Source organism: Paenibacillus sp. JT22N15 (genome assembly GCF_059383755.1).
This window is the reverse complement of sequence record NZ_JBXENV010000009.1, coordinates 327,571-352,856: the sequence shown is the minus strand read 5'-3', so window position 1 is coordinate 352,856 and position 25,286 is coordinate 327,571. Positions and strand designations below refer to the sequence as shown.

The window sequence follows — 25,286 nt, the reverse complement described above, 5'->3', positions numbered from 1 at the left end:
ATCGTTGCCGTTGTTCTCCCACTCGCGGACACCTCTTCTTTTTCGTTACGTCTATTATTAGGCGTTCCTTAACGCTGTGTCCACTTTTTATTCTAGTTACATCCTGTCCGCAACCTATGCCTTAACCCGTAATTCTATTAAAATAGCGGCTGCTGTGTCCGCCAAGTCTAACTTTGTTCAGGGATTAAAGCTCTGAAATGAAGAGTATCGAGCTGGCTTGTATACACGCCCTAAGCAAACAGGCTTTGCATCCAAGCAATCAGCTTTTGCAGTATTTCCCAAAGGAAAAACTTTGCTTCCGGCGCTTCGCCTTCCGCTTTGCTAGGAGCAGAATCCTGTTTGGCATGGACAACATCGCCAGCATTTTCTTTTTGTGCAGATGCCTTTTCTACAGAAGCTTTCGCTTCTTTCGATTCTGCCTTGCTTGCTGCATTTGCTGCCTCCACCTCGCCATCGGCGGCTACCGCTTCGCCGGAAGCTGCGTCGATGAAGCACAATGGCGGGAACAGCACGCACCACCAGTTCTGCCCCTTGCCTTCGCCTAGCGTAATGAGCAGCGCTTCGTAGTTGCCAGCAGGATATACTTCACTTCCGTACATTTTAGTAGGGAAAGGAACTTGGCCAAGCTCAATGTGAAACGCATAATCAAAACCCCGGCTGCTCAATACTTTGCCAACCAGAAGCTCCATCTCGCCCATATGCTCGCGCATCGTGGCACGAGCTTCTTCTATCGTCTGCGGTCCAGTTACCCAGCTGTTCATTGCCTCGACCACAGCATCACGAACGACACGTTTAACTGCCTGATCGGCAGGAGCGTCGGAATTAGCCAGTATACGGAGCCTGATCGACTCCTCCGGAATATGACTGCCAGCTACAGCGGCATCTACTTTTTGCAGCTCCCAGCTCATTACAAGTACAGCAAGCACCACCATAATAAGAACGACGGATCTACGATAAGAAATACGGGAATAATTGCGGGACATACACAAGCTCCTCTCGATGGCACCCGTCGGTACCTCTGCTTGCGTTCCGGAACGTATCTATCCGTAAGTATGTCCGCGATTCCCGTTCTATAAACCTCAAACCTATTAAATTTTAATAGACAAGCGTAAACGGCTGTCGCCGCCCTTTGGCGGTGCTACTCAGTCCGAGAAATTGAAGCTCAGTGAGGAAACATATACTTTCTTATATTTCAAAAATAAACAGCCCCTTGGGCTATTCTATTGTTATAGCCTTCTAGCAATTTTCGGAGCTGTTCGCTCCTGCAGGAGCGAACTTGCAGTATGCTGATGCACACTCGCGGCATGCAGAGCACTTGCAGTATACTGATGCACACTCGCGGCATGCAGAGCACTTGCAGTATGCTGATGCACACTCGCGGCATGCAGAAGCAGCATGCCGCAGGTGTGCTTCACAAGGGAGATTATTCATCCTGCCTAGCCGTTGGTACGCACCGCAATAACATGGCGGTCAATGCCGCCATAATCTGTAATCGTCCGTACCTCGTCCCACATATCCGCTTTCCTTAATAGCTCCGCCACCGCTTCCGCTTGGCCCATGCCCAGCTCGAAAGCGACGATGCGCGGCATTTGCCTCAGCAGCGGCAGCTGCTCTACCATGCGGCGGTACGGGTCCAGCCCGTCCGCTCCGCCATCCAGCGCGAGATGCGGCTCGTAATCCCGCACCTCGCGCTGCAAGCCCGGGAGGTCATCCGCCGGTATATACGGCGGATTAGATACCAGCACATCGACGCGGAGGTCTACCGCGCCGGGTGCCTGGGCTGCGGCGGCGCCGCCCGTTCCGATGAACGGCGCCAGCAGGTCGCCCTGCACGAACGCCATGCGGCCCGCCGCTCCATGGCGGGCCGCATTCGTGCGGGCGACAGCCAGCGCGTCCGGCGAAAGATCGGACGCGCATACGCGCCAGAGCGGACGCAGCACAGCCAGCGTCACGCCGATGGCGCCGCTGCCCGTACCGACGTCAAGCACCGTCGGCCGCGCAGCCAAGCCCTTAGCCCGGTCAGCCGCTATCGCTGACCCTTCCTCCTGCTCCGCCTGCTCGCTGGCGCTATTGCTCGCAGCGGCAACCCCCGCCTCGGCCGCGCCTTCCGCTGGCGCACCCTCTGCTTCCGCCTGTGCCGATTCCGGCCACAGGCGATCCGCCGCCTCAAGCACTGCCTCGACGAGCAGCTCCGTCTCGGGCCGCGGAATCAGCACGGCCGGCGTAACCGCAAACGGCCTGCTGTAGAACCACTGCTCGCCGATGATATATTGCACCGGCTCGCCATTCCCTTTTCGCCGAGTGAGCTCGTCCCATGCCGGAGCCAGCTCGCTAGGAAAAGGATCGCCCCCGTCGCGCAGCAGCTCCATGCGCCCAATTCCCAGCAGATGCTGCAGCAGCAGCTCCGCATTATTGCGCGGCTCCTCGACGCCCTGCCCCGCCAAAAACGAAGAAGCCTGCAAGCAGGCTTCTCTAATGGTACAAGGCAGCAAAACCTTCCACTCCTTGCTATTGTCGCCCATGTATCCAACGTCCCTTTCTTTACTTCCCTAAATGCCCGCCAATAAAACGCATAGCCGCATAAAAGGCAGGGTCTCCAAGCACAGATGCTCGAAAATCCTGCCTCTTCACGCAGCATGCCAGATCTGGCAGCTCACTTGGGAAAGCACTTCAGTTAGTTCAGTTCTCTCTCCATAATGTCGGCTTGCTCAGCAATCGTCAGCGATGAAATAATTTCCGCCATGTCGCCGTTCATAACCGAATCCAGCTTATGCAGCGTAAGACCAATACGGTGATCCGTCACACGGCTCTGCGGGAAATTATACGTGCGAATCCGCTCACTGCGGTCGCCCGTTCCGACTTTGCTTTTACGCTCGCCGGCATATTTCGCTTCTTCCTCTTGACGCTGTACATCGACAATACGCGCACGCAATACTTGCAGCGCCTTGGCTTTGTTCTCATTTTGCGATTTGCCATCTTGGCAAGTTGCCATAATGCCCGTCGGTACGTGAAGCACCCGGACAGCGGATTTTGTCGTATTAACCGACTGACCGCCTGCGCCGCTGGAGCAGAATGTATCAACCCGGATATCCTTGTCGAAAATCTCAACTTCCACTTCCTCAACCTCCGGCATAACCGAAACGGTTGAAGTGGACGTATGAATACGGCCGCCTGACTCCGTTACCGGAATACGCTGTACCCGATGAGCGCCGCTCTCGAATTTCAGCTTGCTGTAGGCACCTTTGCCCGTAATCATGAAAATAACCTCTTTAAAGCCGCCCAAGTCATTTTCATTAAAATCCATCAGCTCTACACGCCAGCCTTGCGTATCCGCAAACTTCGTGTACATGCGGTACAGCTCATAAGCGAACAAAGCCGCTTCATCGCCGCCAGCCGCGCCGCGAATTTCCACGATAACGTTTTTGTCATCGTTCGGATCTTTCGGCAGAAGCAAAATTTTAATTTTTTCTTCCAGCTCTTCCTTGCGGTCAGACAGCTCATCAATCTCCATCTTGACCATCTCGCGCATTTCATCATCCAGCTTCTCGCCCTGCATAACCTTCGCATCGTCCAACTGCTCCGACACTTGTTTATATTCAGTATAAGCTTCATAAGATTGTTGCAGATCGGACTGCTCCTTGGAATATTCCCGCAGACGCTTCGGATCACTTGCTACATCTGGATCACACAGCAGCTCACTCAACTTCTCGTAACGATCAGCCAGTGCTTGTAAACGGTCCAACACCATCATTCACCTCTGTTATCACACTTTGATACTCCATTATAACATATGCGCAGCATTCTATCGACAAGCGAATTACTGCCGCCGCGCCCAGTTTTCTACTTTTCCGCTTGTTAAGTTCGCATACCTAGACGAAGGAGCCTCCGAATCCGCTTAAATAGCAGACCGAAAGCTCCCTCTTCCGTGAAAAATCTAAACGTTAAAGCGGAAATGTATAACATCGCCGTCTTTTACGACATAATCTTTGCCTTCCAGGCGAACCTGGCCACGCTCTTTCGCCACGTTCATCGAACCGGCAGCAGACAAATCGTCAAACGATACGATCTCGGCGCGAATAAAGCCACGCTCAAAATCCGTATGAATAACGCCAGCTGCCTGCGGCGCTTTCGTTCCGCTGCGAATCGTCCAAGCGCGAACTTCCTGCACGCCTGCCGTAAAATACGTATAAAGGCCAAGCAGCTTGTACGCCGCACGAATCAGACGGTTAAGTCCCGACTCCGCAAGGCCAAGCTCCTCAAGGAACATCGCCTTGTCTTCGCCTTCCAGCTCGGCAATTTCTTCCTCAACACGCGCGGAAATGGGCACCACTTCTGCATTTTCAGCAGCAGCGAACTCGCGAACTTTATTAACGAATTCGTTATTGTCCGTGTCAGCAACTTCAGCTTCGCTCACATTGGCTGCATAAAGTACAGGCTTCATTGTCAGTAAATGAAGATCGCGAATGAGCAGCTTCTCATCCTCGGACAGCTCCAGGCTGCGCGCTGGCATATCATTGTAGAGCGCCTCTTTTACACGCTCAAGCACTTCAACCTCTTGCACAACTTTTTTGTCGCCGCCCTTGAGATTTTTGCGGGAGCGCTCGATTTTTTTATCAACGGAATCAATATCCGCCAAAATCAGCTCTAGATTAATCGTCTGAATATCGTCGATCGGGTCGATTTTGCCCGCTACATGCGTAATATTCTCGTCTTGGAAGCAGCGAACGACATGAACAATCGCATCGACTTCACGAATATGTGCCAAAAACTTGTTGCCAAGTCCTTCGCCCTTGCTCGCGCCTGCTACCAGACCGGCAATATCAACAAACTCAAATGCTGTAGGCACGATGCTTTTCGGCACCACAAGCTCAACGAGCCTGTTCAGACGCGGATCCGGCACCTCTACAACACCAACGTTAGGATCAATTGTACAAAAAGGATAGTTAGCGGATTCAGCACCCGCTTGCGTAATTGCATTAAACAAAGTCGATTTGCCGACATTCGGCAAGCCTACGATACCAGCTTTTAAAGCCATGCGTAAAGACACCCCATTTTCCGAAGTAACAAGCTCTCGTCATTATACCCGATGCGTATAAACAATAAAAGGGCGAGTTCGCTTACCCGCTTAGCAAAAGGCTCCTGCTGTGGTGTTCATACACCCCGTTCCAGCCAGCGTTCGTGCAAGAGCTTTAAATTAGAATCCGTATTCAAATTCATATTTGCTGTTTATTTCTTCCCATAGCTTTTGTCTGATTTCCGCTGGTTGATCCCCATCTGTTTGCAGACCAGGATGCTTCGAGCCCTCTACTTCAAATTTCCCATTGTTCATATTAAGGATGGCATACTGCCCCATGCTGTTTTTCTTTAGAAAAATAATGTACTTCTGCTGGGATGCCATCTCATTGTAGCCTGCTGCCTTCACTTTAGTTTTTATGCCATCGGGTTCTGTAATGATGCTAACAGGTTCAACGATTTCCATCTGCTTCGCATCTGCCCATTCAGCAGGCTGTTTAATGATTTTAAAAATCCCCACTTGTGACAGGGTATAAAAATCCTGCAACGTTCCATCACTGTAGTAGGCGGAATTCTGGTCACGCTCATCAAAAGAATGTATAGGCGCTCCAATAATAATCAGATCTGCTGCTTGCTCCAAAGCCTTTAATGAGTCATATACCTCATATCGTACAGACATCTCCATTTCCCGCATTTGGTAGATAGAGATATCCGCGGAAAGCATGAGCTTTTCCAGCGGCTCCAATTCATTAATATTCGTTATTTGGTAGGAGCTTAGCTTATTTTTGGTTTTATTGGCATTATAGATCGTGACAAAATACCCTCTATAAATCGTAACGCCAAAAGCGCGGTTGCCATCTAATTCAATAATCATCGAATACTGGTCCTTTTTGGCTCTGCTCAGATCAAGCTCATTGGATTTTTTAAATTTCATTTTCGCAAAAACAGCCATGATTTTATCGATTTCTTGCGGGTTCGTTATCCTTTTTTCTTCCCGCTCCGCTGTCGTAGCTGATGATCTGACTAGCTCAATGGCTGTAATATCTGCTTCACCGACTGAATCTAATACGGCTTTTTGAAACGTCGTATATTGCGACGCCATATAGAGCGCAGCTGCAATTACAACAACGATAACCGCAGCTACAAGCCTGATAAGCGTGTTCTTTTTCAAAATAGAAAGCTCCTTCCCTTAAAAATTTATTATGCTTGTACAATTCCGTTTCACAGCCTCCTCATGTCCTTTTTTCACGCATGCTTCAGAACGCTTCGGTCATACTATAGCTGGGGTTACCCGCAGTCAGGAGGTGAAGCGCCGTGGAAAACAACACTCACAAAGGCAATTACAAAGGCACAACGAAAATGCATGCGAAAAATCAGGACATGGCATTCGTAAACGATAACATTAAGGATACGAAATCCGTCTCCAACTTCACAGACAAGAAGAAAAAAACCGACTAACCACCCCTAAACCCATCTATTCTTCCCGTAAAAAAGCATACGGAAGAGCCTCCAGCCACTTAACTGCCTGGCCGAAGGCTCTTCCGTTGTTCATTGCTGCCCTTAGGCTATGCCTCGAATTGCTGAGCAAGGGATAGCCTTTCAGCTCTTAGTTGCGAATCGGTGCTTCCTTCAAATCGGCCCGCGTTTGCAGGTAACGGAAAAATGCCGTCGCCGCCTCGGCCCGCGTCACTTTACGTTCCGGAAGGAAGCTCCCGTCCGACAGAGACATAATGTTGAGGCCGACCACGATTGCCGCTTGGCCTTTTTTCTCTGTTTTGTCCGCATCTTTAAAATTAATATTGAACAGCTGGTCATAATCCGCCAGCGTATTGTAGCCCAATGCCCGCACGATCAGCTCGGCCATTTCCTCACGGTCAACCTCGCCCGCCGGATTAAAGGTGCCGTCGCCAATATCAATCAGATTTTGCTCAAGCGCGCTTTGGACATATACATAATAGCCTGAGCCCGCCGCTACATCGCTAAAAGCCGCACTACCCGATTCAGCATTCGCCATCACAATCGGCCCTCGGCCGCTGTTCATAGCAAGCACTAGCATTTTAATCAATTCGCCGCGTGTCACAATCGCATTTGGACGCACCTTGCCATCCTTCACATCCAGCGCCTTGTAGGCAACCATCAGTTCCAACTGCCGCTGCGCCCAGTGGCCTTCGACATCGAGCGCCTTAGGCTTCTCGAGCGCTGTAACCTCACCACTTTCGCGATTCCGCCATTGCCCGCTTTGGGCATCCAGGAATACGGATTCATCAATCGCAGCCGGCACAAGACGGTAAACAAGCTTCACATCCGTCTTGCTTTCCACCTGCTCGGAATCCAGCTCGCCGGCCGCCAGCATCAGGTTGTATTTATCAATAGGGATCGGCTGGCCTTGCAGGGAATATTCCCGCTCTACATAATAAGTCAGCTCTGTACGATAGTAGGTGAGCCATTTTTCAATCGCTTCCGTTTTTTCAATAACCTTTGGCGCTTGCGCCGGGTAGTTGAAGGAAGCGAGCTGGGCGTCATACATCGTCACTTCATTCGTCCGGGCATCCACATTGACGTTGACCCGATCATAGGACACCGTAGCTCCCTGAATTTTGCGGACAAAGGAAATATAATAGGAATTAATCGTGCCTGCTGGCGCCTCACTGTACTGCTTTGGATCAGGCTTTACAACGTATAGCTGGTCAGCCGCCCAAGAAAGCTGCTTTTTCACCGTATCGGTTGCAATCTTCTCCGCCTGCTCGTAAGTTAATGAAGGCTTTACCGAAGTATCCCCGCCATCGTAAGAATAGGCATAATAACTGCGAATAATCCCCGTCTTGCTGTCCACAGTGGCCGATACAGAGCCGGTCTCTCTAGATCCGCTCTTCGTCGTCCAATTGAGGTTCCAATACGATTCGTTATGGCCTGTTGTATCGTCGTTGTACTCATTGTAGCTCGAATTAGACAGTACAGCGCCTGTTGGCAGCTTGAAAGACGACTCTACAAGCGCAATCGCCTGTTTGTCCGTCATATTGCCTGCTTTGGGCGCTTCGCCAAGCGCTGCTGGAGCAATTGGAGTAGCGGATACGCTGCTTGTCTGATCGTATAGCTTCTTAATCAGCGAGCCATCTAGTGCATCAATCGCCAGACTGCCCATCTCGTAGCTAAGCATTGGGGAACGCTGGCCTTGCGGGCTATAGGGCACAATGTATTGCAGCTCGGGCTGAGCAAGCTCACGAAGCTTGGCATTAGCCTCAGCTAGCGTAATGCGCGAGTCTGCTTTTGGAAACTGCAGCGTGTCGTCCCATTGCAATTTATAATTAGTAATATGGCCTTCGCTGTCCACATCAAGTTCAATATAGTTGTCTACATAAGGAATATCATTAATGATTCGGTCATAGCGAATTTTATGAACAACCTCGCCTGTCAGTGGGGGAAGCACCTGAGCCCCGTATTCGGGGTTGTAGCGCACCTGGTCTGCGTACGAAGCAGCAATTTGCTTCATGAAGGAAGCAGCAATATCCTGAGCAGCCGAACGCTCTACCTTGAGCGGATACGTCGGCTTGGAGCTGGCATTTTCTAAATAGGAGCTAAAAGCAAGCAACTGGCCGCCGTCAGCATCAATTTGCACATAAATGCTGCCCTTATGCTTGCCATTTACTTTCTTGACGAAATCAAGCCCCCACACATTGCGTTTGCCCTGCGCCAGCACAGTGACCGCCAAAGACGCGCCCTGCAGCGTATATTCCTTCGGAATGCTCACAAGCTCGCGCGCAAGCTTCTCAGCCTTATCCTTTGAAACCGATACATTCTCAGCAGCTTCCATGGAGCCCTCCCCGGAAATACGGTCTGCCAGATTAGTCTGGCGATCAATCGTCACGTTCGCTCCGTTTGCAAAAGCGGCGGTAGGCACACTGCTTGTTATCGCGACCAGCGCAACAAATGCAATCAATCTTTTTTTGCTTCCCATCTCCTGCTTCCCCCTCCAATACATTCCTGAATATCCTATAGACGCCCAAGCTTTGAGGGAAGTTGCGTCTTTTGAAAGAATTTTTGCACAATAAAAAAGAAGCCGCACACCGATGAACCATCGGCGATGCAGCTTCCCTTCATTGAATCAATGTGCGACCAAAGGTCTTACAGTTGATTGCTGATTTTTGCTTTCAAAGCATCTTTGCTTTGCAGACCTACCATTTTGTCAACGGGCTGTCCGTCTTTGAACAAAATAAGGGTTGGAATGCTCATTACGCCGAATTGCGAAGCCAGTTCAGGCTCTTCATCGACATTGATTTTTGCAATTGTAGCTTGGCCTGCAAGCTCAGTTGCCAATTCTTCAACGATTGGAAGCTGCATTTTGCAAGGTCCGCACCATGGCGCCCAGAAATCCACCAGAGATACGCCGCTCTCTACGTTAGATGAAAAGTTGTCTTTCGTTAATGCTACTGCCATTTCAATCATCCTCTCCAGTTGTGTATGCTAAGGGAATACCCCTCACACCGTCTTTATAATCAGCTGCCTATTCACACGCATGAATCTGGCCAAGCACATCCTGAATGGTCGTGTGACTGAAATGCGATTCCAGTTGCTTCTCTGCCTCACAAAAAATCCGGAACATCACCTGGTTCATATTGGAGCCGACGACGCACTCCATGCCCGGATCGCCCGAGCACCAGCTTGGAATAAGCGAACCTTGCGCCATCACTCGGTAAACATCGGCAAGTGTTACTACACTCGGATCAATCGTCAGCCGATAGCCGCCTCCCGATCCTTCGCGCGTATCCACATAACCGCTGCGGCGCAAGCCGCTCATCACCTTGCGAACGCGGGCTGAATGAGTGCCTACGTTGACGGCAATCATCTCGCTGCTTGCCATATTTTCCGGCAAATGAGCTAAATATACAAGACTGTGTACGGCAATTGTAAATTCGCTGTTCAATGTGAACGGCCTCCCTGTTTAGTACTGTAATTTTATCAATTACAGTTCAAACTGTCAATAGTCCGTTCCCTCTAATATTCAACATTAGGATGCGATGACTCTTCATCTATTATGCACAAGCCATCCAAGCTACCTTTAAAAATTGAAATTCATCGGGTTGGAGCCATAGCGACGGCCTTCATTTAACCCATCAATCGCCGCAACCTCCGCTTCCGTCAATTCAAAATCAAACACATCGCCATTTTCGATAATACGCTCTTTTCGAACGGATTTCGGAATTGTAATGACGCCTTTTTGCAGATCCCAGCGGATGACGACTTGCGCCGGGCTTTTGCCGTATTTGCCAGCCAGTTCCTGAAGCAGCGGCGCGTCTAAATTCCCTTGCATGAGCGGGCTCCAAGCCTCAAGCTGGATACCCTGCTCGCGGCAGAAGCTTTGCAGCTCCGGCTGTGTCAGCAGCGGATGGAACTCCACCTGATTGACCATCGGCTTAATTTCGCAGCCCGGCAGCAGCTCGTCGAAATGCGGTAGTAGAAAATTGCTCACGCCGATGGCCCGAACGTAGCCATCCTTATAGAGCTTTTCCAGCGCGCGATACGTTTCCGTAAATTTGCCGGCTACTGGCCAATGGACTAAATACAAATCTATCACATCCAGGCCTAGACGCTTGCGGCTTGCTTCGAATGCTTGCAATGTCGTCTCATAGCCTTGGTCCCGGTTCCATACCTTCGTCGTAATGAACAGCTCGTCCCTCGCAATACCGCTATCGGCAATTGCACGCCCCACACCGGTTTCGTTGTTGTAAGCGCTTGCTGTATCGATGCTGCGATACCCCGCCTCTATTGCGTAACGTACAGCGTGCTCAACCTCATCGCCTTCTTTCGACAAGTATACGCCAAGCCCCAGCCGCGGCATTTGCACCCCATTATGCAGCGTCGTTACTTCTGTGCTAATTGCAGCTTTAGTCATTTTTGTTCCTCCTGTTCTTTTTTAAAATATAAGCTTGTATAAGTTTCACACTTATCATTAGGCTTATATTTCTCGGAATGAAACGCGCCGCGCCGCCAAAGGACGGCGACAGCCGTTTCACCTTGAGAAAAGTGATGAACGATAGCAGTAAAACTATTTTCCACAAAATAGTAACAACAAATGACGGGTGGGTCAACCTATTCCTGTGATTGAAGGGACGATAATGTCTCTAGCCTGTCGCAACGTGATATAATAGATATTAACGTATCGAACGGAGTTGATTATTGATGGCGGAATTGCTTAATCCTCGAAATGACTTCTTGTTTAAACGCATTTTTGGTAGCGAAGAGAACCGGGATGTATTGCTTGCCTTCCTCAACCGGACCTTTACAGAAGCAGGAAAGCCACCATTAACGGAAATTACTCTTCTCAATCCCTATACAGAAAAAGATGCTCCACGAGACAAACAATCGATCTTAGATATTCGGGGCAAAACTGCCGAAGGTGAACTTATTAATGTTGAAATGCAACTGTTCAATAAATATGACACTGAGAAGCGCACTCTTTTTTATTGGAGTAAGCTCTACAATGGACAATTGCAAGAAGGTCAATCTTATAAGTTGCTCAAAAAATGTGTCACAATCAATATTCTTAATTACTCATTTTTGCCTAACGAACAGTATCATAACGTGTTTCATCTTCGAGAAGATCGCAGTGGCATTTCCCTAATCGATGATATAGAACTGCATTTTTTAGAATTGCCTAAGCTAGATGACCTCGCAGTACCTGTTGAAAATGGAGGATTGGTCAATTGGCTGCTGTTTCTAAAGAGTACGAATAAATCCAATTGGGAGGTGCTCACCATGAACGATCCTGTATTAAAGAAAGCTATGAATACACTTGAGTTTCTTAGTCAGGATACAGAAGCGCGTCGCTTGTATGAGGATAGGCAAAAGTATTTGCACGATGAGGCTTCCATGATTGAAGGTGCTTTAGCAGAAGGGGAAGCCCGTGGCGAACGAAAAAAAGCAATCGAAATCGCTTCCGAGCTTATAGCTCTTGGAGTTGAAGCGCATATTATTGCTAAAGCATCCGGTCTTACTGAGTCCGAAATCTTAAACATGAAACAAAAACGCCACGAACGCTAATGTTACGATTACCAAAAAAAGCGGCAAGCCCATCCAAATAAATGGTGGGGCTTGCCGCTTTTTCATTTAAAACTATTACTCCGTAAAATTAACCCTTATTCGCCCCGCCAAAGCTAAAGCCTTGGGACATAAAGCGTTGGCCGAACACATAAAGCGCGACCGCAGGGATCGTGTAAATGATTGAGAAGGCAGCCAGCTTGCCATATTGCACAATGCCATTTTGCCCAAAATACTGGTAAATGGTAACGGCAGCAGGAAGCTTCTGCGGGCTTTGCAGCAAAATGAATGGCACGAGGAAGTTCCCCCAGCTGCCGGCAAAGGCGAAAATACCGACTGTGAAAATACCTGGCAGCATCAGTGGCGCAACAACTAGGCGAAGCGTCGTCCAAATGGACGCGCCATCCACCCAAGCAGCCTCCTCCAGCTCCAAAGGCACGGAATCCATGAAGTTTTTCATCATCCAGATGGAATATGGCAGCGCGGATGCGGCCAAGAACAAAATGGTGAAAAACAAGGAATCCTGAATTTGCATGTACAGGAAAAATTGATAAACCGGAACCATAACTGCCGTAATCGGCAAGCCTGTTGCGAACAGGATCACATACATGAACGGACGTTTATACCGCAGCTGATAACGTGACAGCGGATAAGAAGCTAGCCCTGCCGCCGCTACAACAAGCAGTGCTTGTCCAAGAGCCAGCAGCAAGCCATTGCCGAAAGAGCGCTGATTGTCAGAGCTCGCTAGTGTAGACGTATAATTGCTTAGCGTTACCTCATCCGGCACCTTCAAAGCAAGGGTAGCTGCTCCATCGAACGAAGCCAATACGAGCCACAGCATTGGAAGCAGGAACAATAAAGCGATAAAACTCAAAATAATATAAGGAAGCACCCGGCCGACCATAAACCGATTCATTCTGGGGCGCTTGCGTACGTTGCTGCTCATTTTCGCGTCCTCCTTTTAATAAACCATTATCCAAGCTTTGCGCATGGCTTACAGCTTCACTTTAAGAAGCTTCATATACAACAGACTGGCAACAATACCGATCAACAGCAGAACAAGCGAAATAGCTGTGCCGTAGCCAAGCTGATAGTTGACGAAGGCCTGATGATACATATAGATTGGCAGCGTCTCCGTTGCATTTCCCGGACCGCCACCTGTCAACGCATAAATAAGCGTGAAGGAGCCTAATGTTTGAAGCGTTACGAGTACCATATTCGTTACAACAGAACCGCTAATCATTGGAATGGTAATACGGATAAGTCTCTGCCAAGCCGAAGCGCCATCAATCATGGCTGCTTCCTCAACCTCTTTAGGCACGTCGCCTAGTGCAGCCTGGAATACCATCATCGAGAAGGCTGTTCCATGCCATACGTTTGCAATAATAACGGATACCATCGGGAATGTGTACAGCCAAGCAATAGGCTCAAAGCCTATGCCTTGAATGAATGCATTAGCCGTTCCCGTATCATTCAGAAAAGCAAACCATACAAATGCGCATACCACTTCTGGCGCGACCCAGCCCGAGATGACGATGGAGCCGACTACGCTGCGGAATACGCGGTTTCTACCATTCATTAGAAAGGCAATAAGAAAGCCCATAACTTGCTGGCCAATAACGGCCGAGAAAATGAGGAAGAGGATGGTGTTGCCTACAGAAGTGCGGAATGTCGCATCCTGAAACATATTCGTGAAGTTTTGGAACCCGACAAACTGCGTATTCGCTGCTGCGGCCCCTGTCAAAGCCATATTCGTAAACGCGAAATAAAAAGTTAATACTGCCGGCACGAAGAAAAAGAGTAAAAGCAGCAGCCAGCTAGGCGATAAGAATAGCGCTGCTCTCCACTGTTCACTGCCGTTCCCTTTCCTTTTCGCTTTGGGAAATCGCGAGTTTATCGCTTCCATCTGGTATCCTCCTGACTGAATTTGAAAAAGACAAGCCGATTGTCATTAAGCAACAATCGGCTTCCCAGCTGTGTGCTACTTCGTCGCTACTTTATCAGCGCCGACTGTTCTTTCTACGCTTTTTGCATATTCTTTCATGGCAGCTTCAGGCGCAAGAGATCCCGATGCCACTTTTTCAACCATTTCTTGAATGGAAGTCGATACTGCCGGGTAATTCGCATTAGTAGGACGAACATGTGTGTACGTAATAAATTCAGCAGCTACGCCATACAGCGTACCAGGCTGGCCCGTGTATTCAGTATCAGCCGCAACGTCGGTACGAGGCGTTAGAGCGCCGTCCAGCATAGCGAACTCTTTGTTGTGCTGTTCATTAGTTGCCATTTTAATAAATTCAAAGCCTAGCTCTTTTTCAGTGGATTTCGCACCAACGCTAAGCGTCCAGCCGCCAGACATCGAAGTGAAGCCAGGCTCTTGACCTTTCTCTGTCGGCATTTTCACGTAGCCATATACATCAAGCGCTTCCGGCCACGGCTTGCTGCCGCTTGCCGACCAGTTGCCTGTCAACCAGTTGCCATTCAAGACAATTGCGACCTTCTGATTCGGCATCAGATCGGTCTCCAGTACTTGACCTGCTTGTGCAGTCAGTACTTGCGACATTTTCGGCCCCATGCCCTCGGAGTAGATGGTGTGAATGAAATTCAGCGAGCTCAAAATGCCCGGGCTTTGCGTAACCCACTTGCCATCTTCATAAAGCGTGTCGTCTGTTCCATAAAGCAGCATTTCGAACGTTTGCATCGTCGTTGCTTCTTGGCCTGCTTTACCAGAGTTCATCCAGAAAGGAATAATGTCTGGCAGCTTGGATTTAATCGTGCGGGAAGCGCTCAGCACTTCGTCCCAGCTCTTAGGCTCCCAAGGCACAGGCAGTCCTGCTTTCTTGAACAGCTCTTTGTTGTAATACAAGCCGCGAACGTCAGTGGAGAAAGGTACGCCATACACTTTGCTGTCCGTGGCTGTTACAGCCGCTTTAATACCTTCGTTGAATTTGCCCCAATCTTCCCATGAATCCACAGCAAGCGGCTCAAGGTAGCCGGCCTCGCTGTCGGCATTAATCATGAAGGAATCTTCAGCAAGCACCTCAGGCGCCGTTTTCCCATCCATCATGAGCAGTGGAATTTTAGTTGCATATTGCGAGCCTTCAATTGGCTGCAGCTCAACGGTAACGCCAGGATTGGCTTTTTCAAAATCCGCCTTCACGCTAGTCAGCCACTTGCCCCAGTTGTCCGTCTCATTCCATTTGCCATAAGCGACTTTAACTGTCTTTGTCGCTCCTGCTGCGGAAGTTGCTTCTGCACCCTCCGAGCCATTTGTGCCTGCATTTCCCGAACATGCTGCTGTGAATACAGTTAAAGCTGCAACCGTACCTGCCAGAATTGTTTTTTTACCTGCCATCTTGATCGCTCCCCTTATTGTCCGTCTGTTACGCTTATTATTTGTTCCTATATTGAACGAGCATTCATGCTCGATGGAACCTTAAAGCCGCAATACGTCAAAATCAATTCGCTAAACAAGGCATTGGCCCAAGAAAACCATTCGCGCGTATACTCGCTAGGATCATCTTTATGAAAGCCTTCATGCAGAAAATCAGTTCCGGCATCCGTGCTCTCCAGCACGTTCAGCAGCCGCTCAACCTCTGCCTCATCTTGTGAAGTCAGCGCTTGCATAGCCAGTGAAATGTGCCAAATATAGTTTTCCGGAGTATGAGGGCTGCCAATTCCTTGCGCCGCCGTACCTACGAAGTAATAAGGATTATCCTCGCTAAGAACGAAGCGTCTCGTATTCAAATAGATCGGATCATCCAGCTTGCAGCAGCCGAGATAAGGCAACGACAGCAAGCTTGGCACATTCGCATCATCCATCAGGTTGTAGCTGCCAAGGCCATCTGTTTCGTAAGCGAAAATTTTGCCGAACTGCTCATGCTCGACTGTCGCATACTGCTCAATGCCGGATTGAATTTCATGGCGGAGAGCAGCCGCTTGCTTCGCCAGCTCTTGATGGCCAAGCACTTCCACCGCAATTTCAGCCATATAATCCAGCACAACAACAGCAAACATGTTCGATGGAATAAGATAGCCGTAGTCGCAAGCATCGTCACTTGGGCGGAAGCCTGACCAGGTCATGCCAGTGACTGCGCTTGGCGTGCCTTTGCCTTCATTCAGCAGCGTATCCGACTGCGGACAATCCGTTCTTTGGAAACGGTAGCTCGACTGCCCATCGTGATTCTGCTCCGTCCTCCACACCCGCAAAATGCTGAAGCATGCTTCACTGAATGCCTCATCCAAATGCGCCGTAGTTCCCGTTGTCTTCCACAGCAGATAAGCAAGCTGGATCGGATAGCAGAGCGAGTCAATTTCATATTTGCGCTCCCATAGCCAAGGACTCATTTCCGTTAAATCGTTTTGATGCCCCTTGCTATTGGCATGCTCATTAAACGCATTAGCATAAGGGTCCTGCAATATATGTTGAATTTGCCGTTTGACAACGCCTTCAATTAAACGTGCCATCTCTGCATCTTCATTCGCTAAAATTAAGTACGGACGAACCTGAGCTGCTGAATCTCGCAGCCACATCGCTGGAATATCGCCCGTAATGACGAAAATAGCACCGTCAGGCTGAGGCTTCAACGTCGTCGTTAACGTATTGGAGAAACAGTTTGCAAACATCCGGGCCAGCTTCGTACGCGAACCGAGCTTCCCTTCTACTTCCTGGATCAACGACTGCACCGATGTCGGTAGCGTTTCCATTACTTCAGTCATTTCAAGCATCCCTTTCTATATAAGCGCTTTCAAGTTGTTTATGTACCGATATTAATCTATATTTCATGGTATGTCAATATACTATGTTATATTATTTAAAAACAAATAGCATGTTAATTGTTTGCTAGGCAAACCCCCTATTCATGTCCTTAAATTATAATAAAAGATAAGCACAAAGCCCTTGCTGTCTCAATTGACAGAAGGGCTTTATCTCTATACTTGCATTCAGTTTCTCACGCGAGCTTAAAAAATATGCAAAGCACGCTTAAACCGCCCAGCAGCACGCTTGCTTATTGTGGGGCGGGCCCTGTCGATTTGCCTTGGACAAGCTTTACTTGCAGCGATATTTTGCTAGGGAGCGTAGCGCCCTGGATCAGTTCCAGCACATTATTGACAGCGAGGCGGCCAATTTCTTTCTCATTCTGCTCCAAATGCGTAAATGGATACAGCGCCGACGTGCTCTGCGGGCTGTCAAAGCAAATAATCGAAATTTGCTGCGGAATTTGCAGACCCATCTTCTCTACCGCTTCCTTCGCTATGAGCGCCAGCTCATATTCCATTGCAAACAATGCGGTAATCCGCGGATGCTCGCGCAGCATCTGCTGAATGATTTTCACATATTTATCGATAAGGTGGCTGCTGGAATTGTCATTGGACGTCCAGTTCATATCGGTCAGCCAAGACGAGCGATCCAGCAAAATGCCGCCTTCAGCATGCGCCTGCACAAACCCTTCAATCCGTTCCTCAATGGCCACATTGTCCGTCACCCGCGAAGCAAGCAGTCCAATATGGCGATGGCCGTAGTTAAACAAATGCTGGACACCCATTCGCGCCGCTTCTACGTTGTCTGAGCTGATGGCCGTTGTATCCGTCCATTTCAAATAACGGTCTACCAGCACATGCGGGAATTTGTCGATGACCAGCTTTAAAATTTCCGGGCTGAAGTTTTGACCGCGCGTCGGATATATGATCAGGCCATCTACGCCGTATTGGCGCAGCATCTGAATCGCCTTCTCTTCTACATCTGGCTGGGAAAAAGAGATGCGCAGCATCAAATAAACGCCGAGCGCCTGCGCCGTCCGCTCCATCTCCGACAGCATTTCCTTGCCGTAGCTATCGCTGAAATCCTCCATGATGAGCCCTAATACAATCTGCTGTGTGCGCACAGAAGCAATTGCCTGAGCTGCCTGATCTTGCGCAGGCGGAGCTTCGCCCTGCTCCTGAATTGCATGCTCGATGACGAACGAGCCGCGGCCCGGCTGACGCATAATATAGCCGTCTTGAACGAGCATATCCAGTGCTTTCTTGGAGGTAATTCGGCTGACTGAAAATTCCTCCATCAGCTCCTTCTCCGAAGGGATGCGGTCACCGACCGTATAATCTCCGATTTGGATCTTTTCGCGCAGCATAAGATACATTTGTTCATATCTAGGCTTTAAAGCGTTCATGCCTTCCATTATACATTCACCTTCAGCATCTATTTGGTCGTACCGGGACGATGTCATGATTATACATATCCACCTAGTATACTATGTCATGTCATTTCTGGAAAGCTTATAATGCCGCTTCCGGCAAATGCGAGCTTATCCTCCAGCCCTTTGAATAAATCTGTCATGGCAGCGGGAGGACCCGGAATATATATAGCTTGAACGGATAATCTGTGCAGAACTCGGAGGTGCATAAGATGGGGCTGCTGTGGCGGCGGTGGGTTGCCATCAGAACCGAAAGCGGTTCTAGGGCGGATATCATTGACCGATTGGAGGCTCATTTGAAGGCAAGCGGCATCAAGGCAAAAATTACACTGGAAGGCAATTTGAAACGGCTTCATGTACTTAAGAAGGACGTTGAAGCCGCTCAGCAACAGCTGGACGCTTTCGACTCCGAACCTTAAGCACAGGCGCGGGCCGGGCACGCATTATCTATGCGGCTGCCCGGCCGCGCACAGCTATCTGGAGGAAGCACGCACCCAGCGATAGCCTTTGCGCACACCATTCATGACCCACTCAGGCACGGGCATAGAATGCTTGGATAGAAACGGCATATAAATCCGGTTGTACGCTTTTTTCAAATCATCCCACATCATGCAAGGCTCTTCTTTAAGAAAATCGGATACGTCTACGACAAGGCCGCGGTCATCGCTGGATACCATGACATTTTTGCCATGAACATCATGCGGAAACAGTCCCTGCTCCCGAGCGTAATCCAAAGCGGCATCAATTTCCGCAATAATGCGGTCCTCAATGATCACACCCTCAAGCACACACTTATACAGCGTCTTCCCTTCAAGCCTGCGCAGCATCAAATATTCCAGCCCATTGCTTGTGGAAGCATGGTAGCAGGTCGAATATGCAGGGTGATCGCCCAAACGGCGATAAACTTCCCGCTCCGCTTCCCAGCCTTCTCTGCCCGGCGCATACACCTTCACCGCTATATCCTGCGCATCCTGATGGACGAATACGCCAGCGTAATTGCCCGCTCCAAGCAGCTCCCAGCCTTCCGGCAATACATCCACTTGAATGGGCTCGCCATGGTTAATGCTTTGGAGCCTCACTCCTTCAAGCAGCGTTCGTTCTGTCATCTCAATCCATTTCTTCAGCCGTTTCTCTTCCATGCACTATGCCTGCCTCTCTCGCCATGTCTATACTCTATTCTATTATTTTAAATCGGAAACGGCGAAAAGAAAAGAAGAGCGACACAGGTTCGCCCTCCTTCTTTAGGTTTATTGTCTACTATTATCCATATCGCAACTATTAACCTACCAGCTTGAGACCAATGACGCTTCCAATAATCATGAGGACGAAGAAGATTTTACGCCAGTCGCGCGATTCTTTGAAAAAAATCATCCCCAGAATAACGCTGCCGACTGAGCCGATTCCCGTCCAAATGCCGTAAGCGGTACTGATTGGAATGTCCTGAAGCGACCGCGACAGGAAGTAGAAGCTGATGAAGCCGAAAATAATGGCTCCAACCGTTCCTCTCCATCGTTTAAAGCCGTCCGACAGCTTCATGAATGTTACGCCGCCGACCTCGCCAAGGCCGGAAATAATTAAAAAGATCCATGCCATCTTATTTTCCGCCCCTTCCCTGCACGACCGGTGCTGCCTGTGCCGCTTGCGCACTCTGCTCGACCTCTGCATTCGCCGCCTGCTCTTCCTTAGGCTTCTCACTGGATACGAGCTTAAGCCCGATAATGCCGATGATCAGCGTACCGACCAGCAGCAGGCGTTTAATATCCGCAGACTCGCCTAATACCAAAATGCCGAATACGACCGTACCAGCCGTACCAATTCCGGTAAATACCGCATAAGCTGTGCCTATTTCCAGCAATTGCATCGAACGGGCGAACAGCACAAAGCTAATAACAATTAAAATAACAGTAATGACGCTTACTAGCGGGTCTGTAAATCCTTTCGAATATTTAAGACCGAAGGTCCAAAATACCTCAAATATGCCCCCGAATATGACATAAAGCCAAGCCTTCATCATAAAAACCCCTCTCTGTACCCTCCGTTAAATCCACCTTGCTTAATCTGTCGTCCAGCTCTTCATTAGCATTTCCCAAACGACTTGCTTGCGTGAAACAAACACCGACTGCTCATATATCTGGTTGGCGACCAGCAAGCCATCAAGCAGCGTATAAAAAACCGCAATCATATGATCCACTTCCTGCTTAGAAAAAATGCCCGATTGCTGCCCCTCCACGAGCAGCGCACCAACTACAGCATCCACCCGCTGCTCGTGCGCCAAAAAATCAACGCGGAACTGCTGCTGCAAATGTTTAGGCGGCACCATCATCATTCGTTTCAAAAACCACTGCCCGACCGTCAAATGCGGGAAATCCGTGAAAAAATCATACACCTCGCGCAGCCGCTCGATAACTGGCTTGCCTTGCGACTGCCCGATAAGCGCATCAAACTTCATGCCCTCTTCCGCCATCACGTCAGCGCAAAGCTCTAAAAACAGCTGCTCCTTTGACGCAAAATGAGCATATATAGAAGGTGTCTTAATCTGGACCGCCTTGGCGATATCAGACATGCACGTTCCTTCATAGCCATATTCCGTGAAAACCGTCAGAGCCGCCTGCTTCAGACGCTCTGCCGTAGCTCGCGGCACACGCTCTTGTTTTTCCGCCATCGCAATCTCCCCTTTTCAATCGGCAATGATTTTGCCTAACGAACGTTAGTTAGAATCATGTTATTGTAAAATGCCCCAGCTAAAAAGTCAAGACTCCTTCGGAAAGCCGAATTCCCGGGGGCCAATAAAAATAAACCACCTCTGCCGCATGGAAGCGACAAAGGTGGTTTATTTTTATTTGTAGGTGACACGGGATAATTACGTCTTAGGTTAAGTTTACAGCTTCGCTACGCTAACTGCGATTTTCTCCATTTGCGCTTCAGTCAACGCTTTATCTGGGGAGCTAATCGTAATCGTGCGGTCATCGAGCTGGAAGCTCAGCATTGGCAGGTCGCTCGGCGTATACCATTTCGCTTTTACCCCGTTCGACAGCACGACCTCCTTGCTTTCATAACCATCCGAGTAGTCTCTTGGAGATACATTGACGTTCATATGCTTGAAAATCACACTAACGCCGTCGCCCCCGGCAAACGATTTGACAAAAGCATCTCCGGCTGCCATCTGCTTAGGCGCATATGCCGTTTCAAAGCCATCAAATGCAGCAAAATCCTTCTTAATGAGTTTGATTTGCGCATCGCTGTATTTGACCTCTACATATTGCTCGGATGCTTGCTGCCCTTTGCCAATTAGCACCTGATTATTTTTCGAATCATATTGAATCGGTGTATCAAGTGCTCCCGCTAGCGAGCGGACAGGCAAATACATTTTATTCTGATACATAATTGGCGAAAGCTTATGGCCGTTCTCGTCTTTGAGGGTATAAGCAGCTCCATCGACTTTAATACTAATATTGCCGTTCAAATATGCTGAGATTTTTTGGAGGCTCGCTCCAGCATATACGCCCGCTGCGCCCGTCAACGTCATTCCGACAACTACCAGCGATACGATTCCTTTTTTCATGTTGTTTTTCATTTTTATAATCTCCTTTTGAATACTCCGTTTTTTTGTTTTATCTCTATTTTTTATAATTTCAATAACTGGACGCTCTAGCTGGACGTTGCTGCTGTCCCTCCTTGTTTGCCGCTGCTGCGTCCTACCTGATGAATACAGTATATAAAGCGAATATCTCAAGACTATGTCCAGCTTGTATCTAACTTGTAAATAATATTCCCCAATTCCAACACGAATGAAAGCCTTAGCAGGCAGCAAAAAAACAGCATCGATTCATTACGACATTTTGGCGCCGTGAATCTCTGCTGTTTTCCATTTTTCATTATTCATTTAAAAAATCAACCGGTCACCCGGGCTCAGCGAATACACGCCCTTATAGCCCTCTTCCTCCAACACTTCAAGCAATTGATCGGTTCTTGGCTTAACGGCATGCGCCAGCACGACAGAGCGGCTAGGCACCCGCTTCATCATCTGCCTGACATCCGGCAAGCCTTGGTGCACCTTATAGCGGATATGCTGCACCTGAATTGGGAAGTCAGAGGCATGGCACCCGCTGCTGTCGCTGCTGCCAACACTGCTTCGCAGCGCCATTTCGCCATAAGAACCTGCGGCAAGATGTCCGGTCAGCAATACGGCATGGCGGGCGGCGCCCGAAAGCTGCTCATAATACCACCGTGCAACTTCGGACTGCATCATGCCATCATTCGTAAAAATCAGGGCGCTGCCCTTGCGAGCAAGCGTCTTTAGCCGCTCCTCTTCATTGGCGACAATCGTAAGCCTGCCATTCGCCAGCAGCGCCTCCATACGGGCCAGCGCTCCGTCGCCCAGCCATTCCGGCAGCGCAGCCAGCTGGTGGAGCGGCTCCATCAGCGCCCGCTCCACAATAAGCTGCGCCTCGGGGAAACGCTCGCTCGCCCATACCAACAGCTCCTGCCCTCTCCCGCTTGTCGGCACCGGATACAGCACCGAGCCCTGCGCCCGCAGCACTTCCTCGGTCGCCCGCTCCAGCTCCGCCAGCCGAACCGCCTGCGAATCCGGGTTCGCCCCGTAAGCCGCATCGATGATCGCAAGATCGGCGATGCGGCTTGTCTCAGAAATCGAGCGGCGGGCGGCATCCGCTCCTTCGCCGCCCTCGCCAATCGCTGACAGCAGCGGCTCGTCTGCCGCAAGCAGGCCCGATTCAGCCGTATAATCGCCTGAAAAATAAACCAGCTTGCCATGCCAATCGAGCGCCAGCCAAACGGCGCCTGGCAAATGCCCGCTGCGGCCCCATTTTATGCGCAGCCCGGGGAACACGCTGCTCCATTCATCTGCGATGGATCGCTCCTCCAAATAGGCATAGCGGATAGCCGCAATATGCTCATCCCCATAAGGGAGCTCGGCGGCCTGCGAGCGGGCATAACGGCTCCACGCCTGATAATAACCCGGAAGCTGCTGCGCCGTCACGCGGCTCGTCCATACTTCACCTTCATAGCCGTGCTTATACAGCAGCGGCAGCGCCATGGAATGATCCTCATGCGCATGCGATAAAAATACCGCTTTAAGCTGCGGAATCACCTCTGGACTAATAAGCGGATATTGTCCTCCGCTTTCTTTTTTCCCGCCGCAATCCAGCAAAACCGCTTCGTCTTTATATTGCAGCAAATAGCTGGAGCGGCCGTGCTCGCCCGCTCCACCCCAAATGGTCAGTTGCATCATCAGCTATTCCACTTTCTGTTGTGAGCTAAAAACATTCATCGCCAGCAGCAGCACCGTCGTGACGCCAACCGAGATAACAGCCATCGTCATCCCCATCGACACCTCTCCCTGCTCAAACTGGGCAAAAATATACGTCGCCGACGTTTTCATCGACGGCGGCAGGACGAGCAGCGACGCCACCAGCTCCCGATTGGATATCGTGAACGTCATCATCCAGCCCGCCAGCATGCCGGGCAGCAGCAGCGGCAGCAAAATCCGCCGCAGCACATAAAGCCTGCGTCCGCCAAACACTTGTCCCGCCTGCAGCAGCATCGGGTCGATTTGCCCGTAGCTCGCTTTCACATATTGCACGGTATAAGGCAGGAACAAAATAACATATGTCAGCACGACCATGCCGTACGTATTGTAAAGCGGAATCGGCATCCACTTCGCATTCCATAACAATATCAATCCTACAACGATGACGATGCCAGGTACCGTATTCGGCAGCAAGCTGAACAGATCGACCAGCTTCTGCCCCGGCGTACGCGAGCGCTGCACCGTCAAGGCAAACCACGTGCCCAGCACGACAGCAATCGTGGAGGCGACAATCGACAGGCCGAAGCTGTTAAGCAGCGCATCCAGACTGGAAGAGCCTGGCGTAAGCAGCTCCACATAATGCTGGAGCGTCAAATTGTCCCATGCGAGGCCTACGCCGCGCAGCTTCAAGAGCGATGCCGTAATAATCGAAAAATACGGAATACCGATAGAGGCAAGGAGCAGTACCCCAATGTACAGCGAGCACAATATCCGGCCCCAGCGGCTCATCTTCGCTGTCTGCTTGATAGCGCCCTTGCCGCCGACTAAACGATACGAGTAGCGGCTGCTAATCGTGCTTTGGATATACCACATCACAAGACAAGCCGCGAGCAGCACCGAAGCAAGTGAAGTCGCCTTGCCAAAATCAATCGGCCAGCTGGAAATATATTTATGGATTTCCGAGGTCATAACGTAAAAGCCGATTTTGCGCCCGAAGGTGGCGGGCGTGCCAAATTCGGCAATCGTTTTTACAAAAATGAGCAGGCTGCCCATGACGTAGCTTGACAGCAGCAGTGGCAGAACGATGCGCCGCAAGCGGTACAGAAAGCCGCCGCCATGCACCGCCGCCGCTTCCTCCATGCTGCCGCCGATTTGCAGCAGTGCATTGCGCAGCAGCAAATACAGAAACGGAAATAAATGCAGGCTCATAATTGCCACCATGCCGCCAAAACTGAAGAAGGCAGGCGTGATTGCTGAGGATGCCGGGATGAACTGCTCCATATAGCCATTCGTCTGCATGAACAGCATCCAGCCCATCGACCCGATGTAGGGCGGCGTCATGAAGGGGATCAGCAGCACAATATCCAGCCACTTGTGGCGGCGCAGCGGCGTCTTCGCCATGATCCAAGCCAGCGGGAAAGCTAGCACCGTCGTAGCCGCGATGACGCATAGTCCGAGCCAAATCGAATTGAACAGCACCTCGCTAAGCTCGCTTTGCCTAATGATTTGCAGCGGAGCAAGCAAATCCAGCTTCTGGTCCGTATATAAGCTCGTGCCGAATACGATCAGCAGCGGCGCGAGCACCAGCATGCCGAGAAGCGCCAGCGCCAGTCCCATGCCGAGCCAAACATAGTTTTTGAATAAAGAGGATTGCATCGTCAGACCACCCGTCTATTACCTGTTTATTGCTTGTATTGCTTGTGTATTGCCTGTCTATTGGCCTTTCCTATAGCTTGCCTATTGCCAGCACCGCCCGATACCTAATGCCTTAAGGCAGC

Annotated in this window: 25 protein-coding genes; 3 read left to right on the top strand and 22 right to left on the bottom strand. The window is 50.0% G+C overall.

Going from position 1 to position 25,286, the window contains the following annotated elements:
• Positions 1 to 230 precede the first annotated feature (230 nt).
• The 5 genes from spoIIR to AC50X8_RS19840 all read right to left on the bottom strand — a co-directional run bounded on the left by spoIIR (position 231) and on the right by AC50X8_RS19840 (position 6,184).
• Positions 231 to 983: a stage II sporulation protein R gene (gene spoIIR, locus AC50X8_RS19860; RefSeq protein ID WP_494881088.1), complete on the bottom strand. Its 753-nt coding sequence runs from the start codon at positions 981 to 983 to the stop codon at positions 231 to 233.
• Between the two features lie 453 nt (positions 984 to 1,436).
• Complete coding sequence (locus tag AC50X8_RS19855) at positions 1,437 to 2,522, bottom strand: N5-glutamine methyltransferase family protein (protein WP_494881086.1); 1,086 nt, start codon at positions 2,520 to 2,522, stop codon at positions 1,437 to 1,439.
• A gap of 152 nt (positions 2,523 to 2,674) precedes the next feature.
• A complete protein-coding gene (gene prfA / locus AC50X8_RS19850; protein WP_046231406.1) occupies positions 2,675 to 3,745 on the bottom strand; it encodes a peptide chain release factor 1 in 1,071 nt (356 codons plus the stop codon).
• A 189-nt stretch (positions 3,746 to 3,934) separates the two neighbouring features.
• Positions 3,935 to 5,035 carry a redox-regulated ATPase YchF gene (gene ychF / locus AC50X8_RS19845; protein ID WP_056036739.1) on the bottom strand — a complete coding sequence of 367 codons (1,101 nt, stop codon included), beginning with the start codon at positions 5,033 to 5,035 and terminating at the stop codon, positions 3,935 to 3,937.
• Between the two features lie 159 nt (positions 5,036 to 5,194).
• On the bottom strand, positions 5,195 to 6,184 hold the full coding sequence (locus AC50X8_RS19840; RefSeq protein WP_494881084.1) for a hypothetical protein: 990 nt from the start codon (positions 6,182 to 6,184) through the stop codon (positions 5,195 to 5,197).
• A gap of 143 nt (positions 6,185 to 6,327) precedes the next feature.
• On the opposite strand from AC50X8_RS19840, the gene AC50X8_RS19835 reads away from it, so the two are divergent.
• Positions 6,328 to 6,471, top strand: a complete 144-nt coding sequence (locus tag AC50X8_RS19835; protein WP_172455457.1) for a hypothetical protein — start codon at positions 6,328 to 6,330, stop codon at positions 6,469 to 6,471.
• Between the two features lie 148 nt (positions 6,472 to 6,619).
• On the opposite strand, the gene AC50X8_RS19830 is transcribed toward AC50X8_RS19835, so the two are convergent.
• The 5 genes from AC50X8_RS19830 to AC50X8_RS19810 form a co-directional block, all read right to left on the bottom strand.
• Positions 6,620 to 8,968, bottom strand: a complete 2,349-nt coding sequence (locus AC50X8_RS19830) for an S-layer homology domain-containing protein (protein ID WP_494881082.1) — start codon at positions 8,966 to 8,968, stop codon at positions 6,620 to 6,622.
• Between the two features lie 167 nt (positions 8,969 to 9,135).
• Entirely contained in the window at positions 9,136 to 9,447 is a 312-nt protein-coding gene (gene trxA / locus AC50X8_RS19825; protein WP_056036730.1) for a thioredoxin, read from the bottom strand.
• Positions 9,448 to 9,514: 67 nt separating this feature from the next.
• Positions 9,515 to 9,934, bottom strand: a complete 420-nt coding sequence (locus tag AC50X8_RS19820; protein ID WP_046231306.1) for an RrF2 family transcriptional regulator — start codon at positions 9,932 to 9,934, stop codon at positions 9,515 to 9,517.
• Positions 9,935 to 10,069: 135 nt separating this feature from the next.
• Positions 10,070 to 10,903 (bottom strand): aldo/keto reductase, encoded by an 834-nt coding sequence (locus tag AC50X8_RS19815; RefSeq protein WP_494881079.1) that lies wholly within the window; start codon positions 10,901 to 10,903, stop codon positions 10,070 to 10,072.
• Positions 10,900 to 11,067, bottom strand: a complete 168-nt coding sequence (locus tag AC50X8_RS19810; RefSeq protein ID WP_494881078.1) for a hypothetical protein — start codon at positions 11,065 to 11,067, stop codon at positions 10,900 to 10,902. Before AC50X8_RS19810 ends, AC50X8_RS19815 begins: the two co-directional genes overlap by 4 nt.
• A gap of 123 nt (positions 11,068 to 11,190) precedes the next feature.
• On the opposite strand from AC50X8_RS19810, the gene AC50X8_RS19805 reads away from it, so the two are divergent.
• Positions 11,191 to 12,051 (top strand): Rpn family recombination-promoting nuclease/putative transposase, encoded by an 861-nt coding sequence (locus tag AC50X8_RS19805; RefSeq protein WP_056036724.1) that lies wholly within the window; start codon positions 11,191 to 11,193, stop codon positions 12,049 to 12,051.
• Between the two features lie 88 nt (positions 12,052 to 12,139).
• Here AC50X8_RS19805 and AC50X8_RS19800 read toward each other — a convergent pair whose 3' ends face one another.
• The 5 genes from AC50X8_RS19800 to AC50X8_RS19780 all read right to left on the bottom strand — a co-directional run bounded on the left by AC50X8_RS19800 (position 12,140) and on the right by AC50X8_RS19780 (position 18,272).
• Complete coding sequence (locus tag AC50X8_RS19800; protein WP_414811837.1) at positions 12,140 to 12,994, bottom strand: carbohydrate ABC transporter permease; 855 nt, start codon at positions 12,992 to 12,994, stop codon at positions 12,140 to 12,142.
• 48 nt (positions 12,995 to 13,042) lie between these two features.
• On the bottom strand, positions 13,043 to 13,954 hold the full coding sequence (locus AC50X8_RS19795) for a carbohydrate ABC transporter permease (protein WP_430160309.1): 912 nt from the start codon (positions 13,952 to 13,954) through the stop codon (positions 13,043 to 13,045).
• 75 nt (positions 13,955 to 14,029) lie between these two features.
• Positions 14,030 to 15,403, bottom strand: a complete 1,374-nt coding sequence (locus tag AC50X8_RS19790) for an extracellular solute-binding protein (protein WP_056036720.1) — start codon at positions 15,401 to 15,403, stop codon at positions 14,030 to 14,032.
• Positions 15,404 to 15,450: 47 nt separating this feature from the next.
• Entirely contained in the window at positions 15,451 to 16,767 is a 1,317-nt protein-coding gene (locus AC50X8_RS19785; protein ID WP_056036718.1) for a glycoside hydrolase family 125 protein, read from the bottom strand.
• Between the two features lie 290 nt (positions 16,768 to 17,057).
• Positions 17,058 to 18,272 (bottom strand): GntR family transcriptional regulator, encoded by a 1,215-nt coding sequence (locus AC50X8_RS19780; protein WP_494881076.1) that lies wholly within the window; start codon positions 18,270 to 18,272, stop codon positions 17,058 to 17,060.
• Between the two features lie 179 nt (positions 18,273 to 18,451).
• On the opposite strand from AC50X8_RS19780, the gene AC50X8_RS19775 reads away from it, so the two are divergent.
• Positions 18,452 to 18,658 carry a hypothetical protein gene (locus AC50X8_RS19775; protein WP_056036713.1) on the top strand — a complete coding sequence of 69 codons (207 nt, stop codon included), beginning with the start codon at positions 18,452 to 18,454 and terminating at the stop codon, positions 18,656 to 18,658.
• A 54-nt stretch (positions 18,659 to 18,712) separates the two neighbouring features.
• Here the strand turns inward: AC50X8_RS19775 and AC50X8_RS19770 are convergent, their stop codons facing one another.
• The 7 genes from AC50X8_RS19770 to AC50X8_RS19740 all read right to left on the bottom strand — a co-directional run bounded on the left by AC50X8_RS19770 (position 18,713) and on the right by AC50X8_RS19740 (position 25,164).
• A complete protein-coding gene (locus AC50X8_RS19770; RefSeq protein WP_081418853.1) occupies positions 18,713 to 19,378 on the bottom strand; it encodes a serine/threonine-protein kinase in 666 nt (221 codons plus the stop codon).
• 139 nt (positions 19,379 to 19,517) lie between these two features.
• Positions 19,518 to 19,832: a DMT family transporter gene (locus tag AC50X8_RS19765; protein WP_056036712.1), complete on the bottom strand. Its 315-nt coding sequence runs from the start codon at positions 19,830 to 19,832 to the stop codon at positions 19,518 to 19,520.
• 1 nt (position 19,833) lies between these two features.
• Positions 19,834 to 20,253: a DMT family transporter gene (locus tag AC50X8_RS19760; protein ID WP_081418852.1), complete on the bottom strand. Its 420-nt coding sequence runs from the start codon at positions 20,251 to 20,253 to the stop codon at positions 19,834 to 19,836.
• A gap of 39 nt (positions 20,254 to 20,292) precedes the next feature.
• The gene (locus tag AC50X8_RS19755) at positions 20,293 to 20,901 is read right to left on the bottom strand and encodes a TetR/AcrR family transcriptional regulator (RefSeq protein WP_056036709.1); all 609 of its coding nucleotides are present in this window, start codon (positions 20,899 to 20,901) and stop codon (positions 20,293 to 20,295) included.
• Between the two features lie 216 nt (positions 20,902 to 21,117).
• Positions 21,118 to 21,813: a stalk domain-containing protein gene (locus AC50X8_RS19750; RefSeq protein ID WP_056036707.1), complete on the bottom strand. Its 696-nt coding sequence runs from the start codon at positions 21,811 to 21,813 to the stop codon at positions 21,118 to 21,120.
• A 309-nt stretch (positions 21,814 to 22,122) separates the two neighbouring features.
• Positions 22,123 to 23,490 (bottom strand): MBL fold metallo-hydrolase, encoded by a 1,368-nt coding sequence (locus AC50X8_RS19745; protein ID WP_494881073.1) that lies wholly within the window; start codon positions 23,488 to 23,490, stop codon positions 22,123 to 22,125.
• 3 nt (positions 23,491 to 23,493) lie between these two features.
• Positions 23,494 to 25,164: an ABC transporter permease gene (locus AC50X8_RS19740; RefSeq protein ID WP_494881071.1), complete on the bottom strand. Its 1,671-nt coding sequence runs from the start codon at positions 25,162 to 25,164 to the stop codon at positions 23,494 to 23,496.
• Between the last annotated feature and the right edge of the window lie 122 nt (positions 25,165 to 25,286).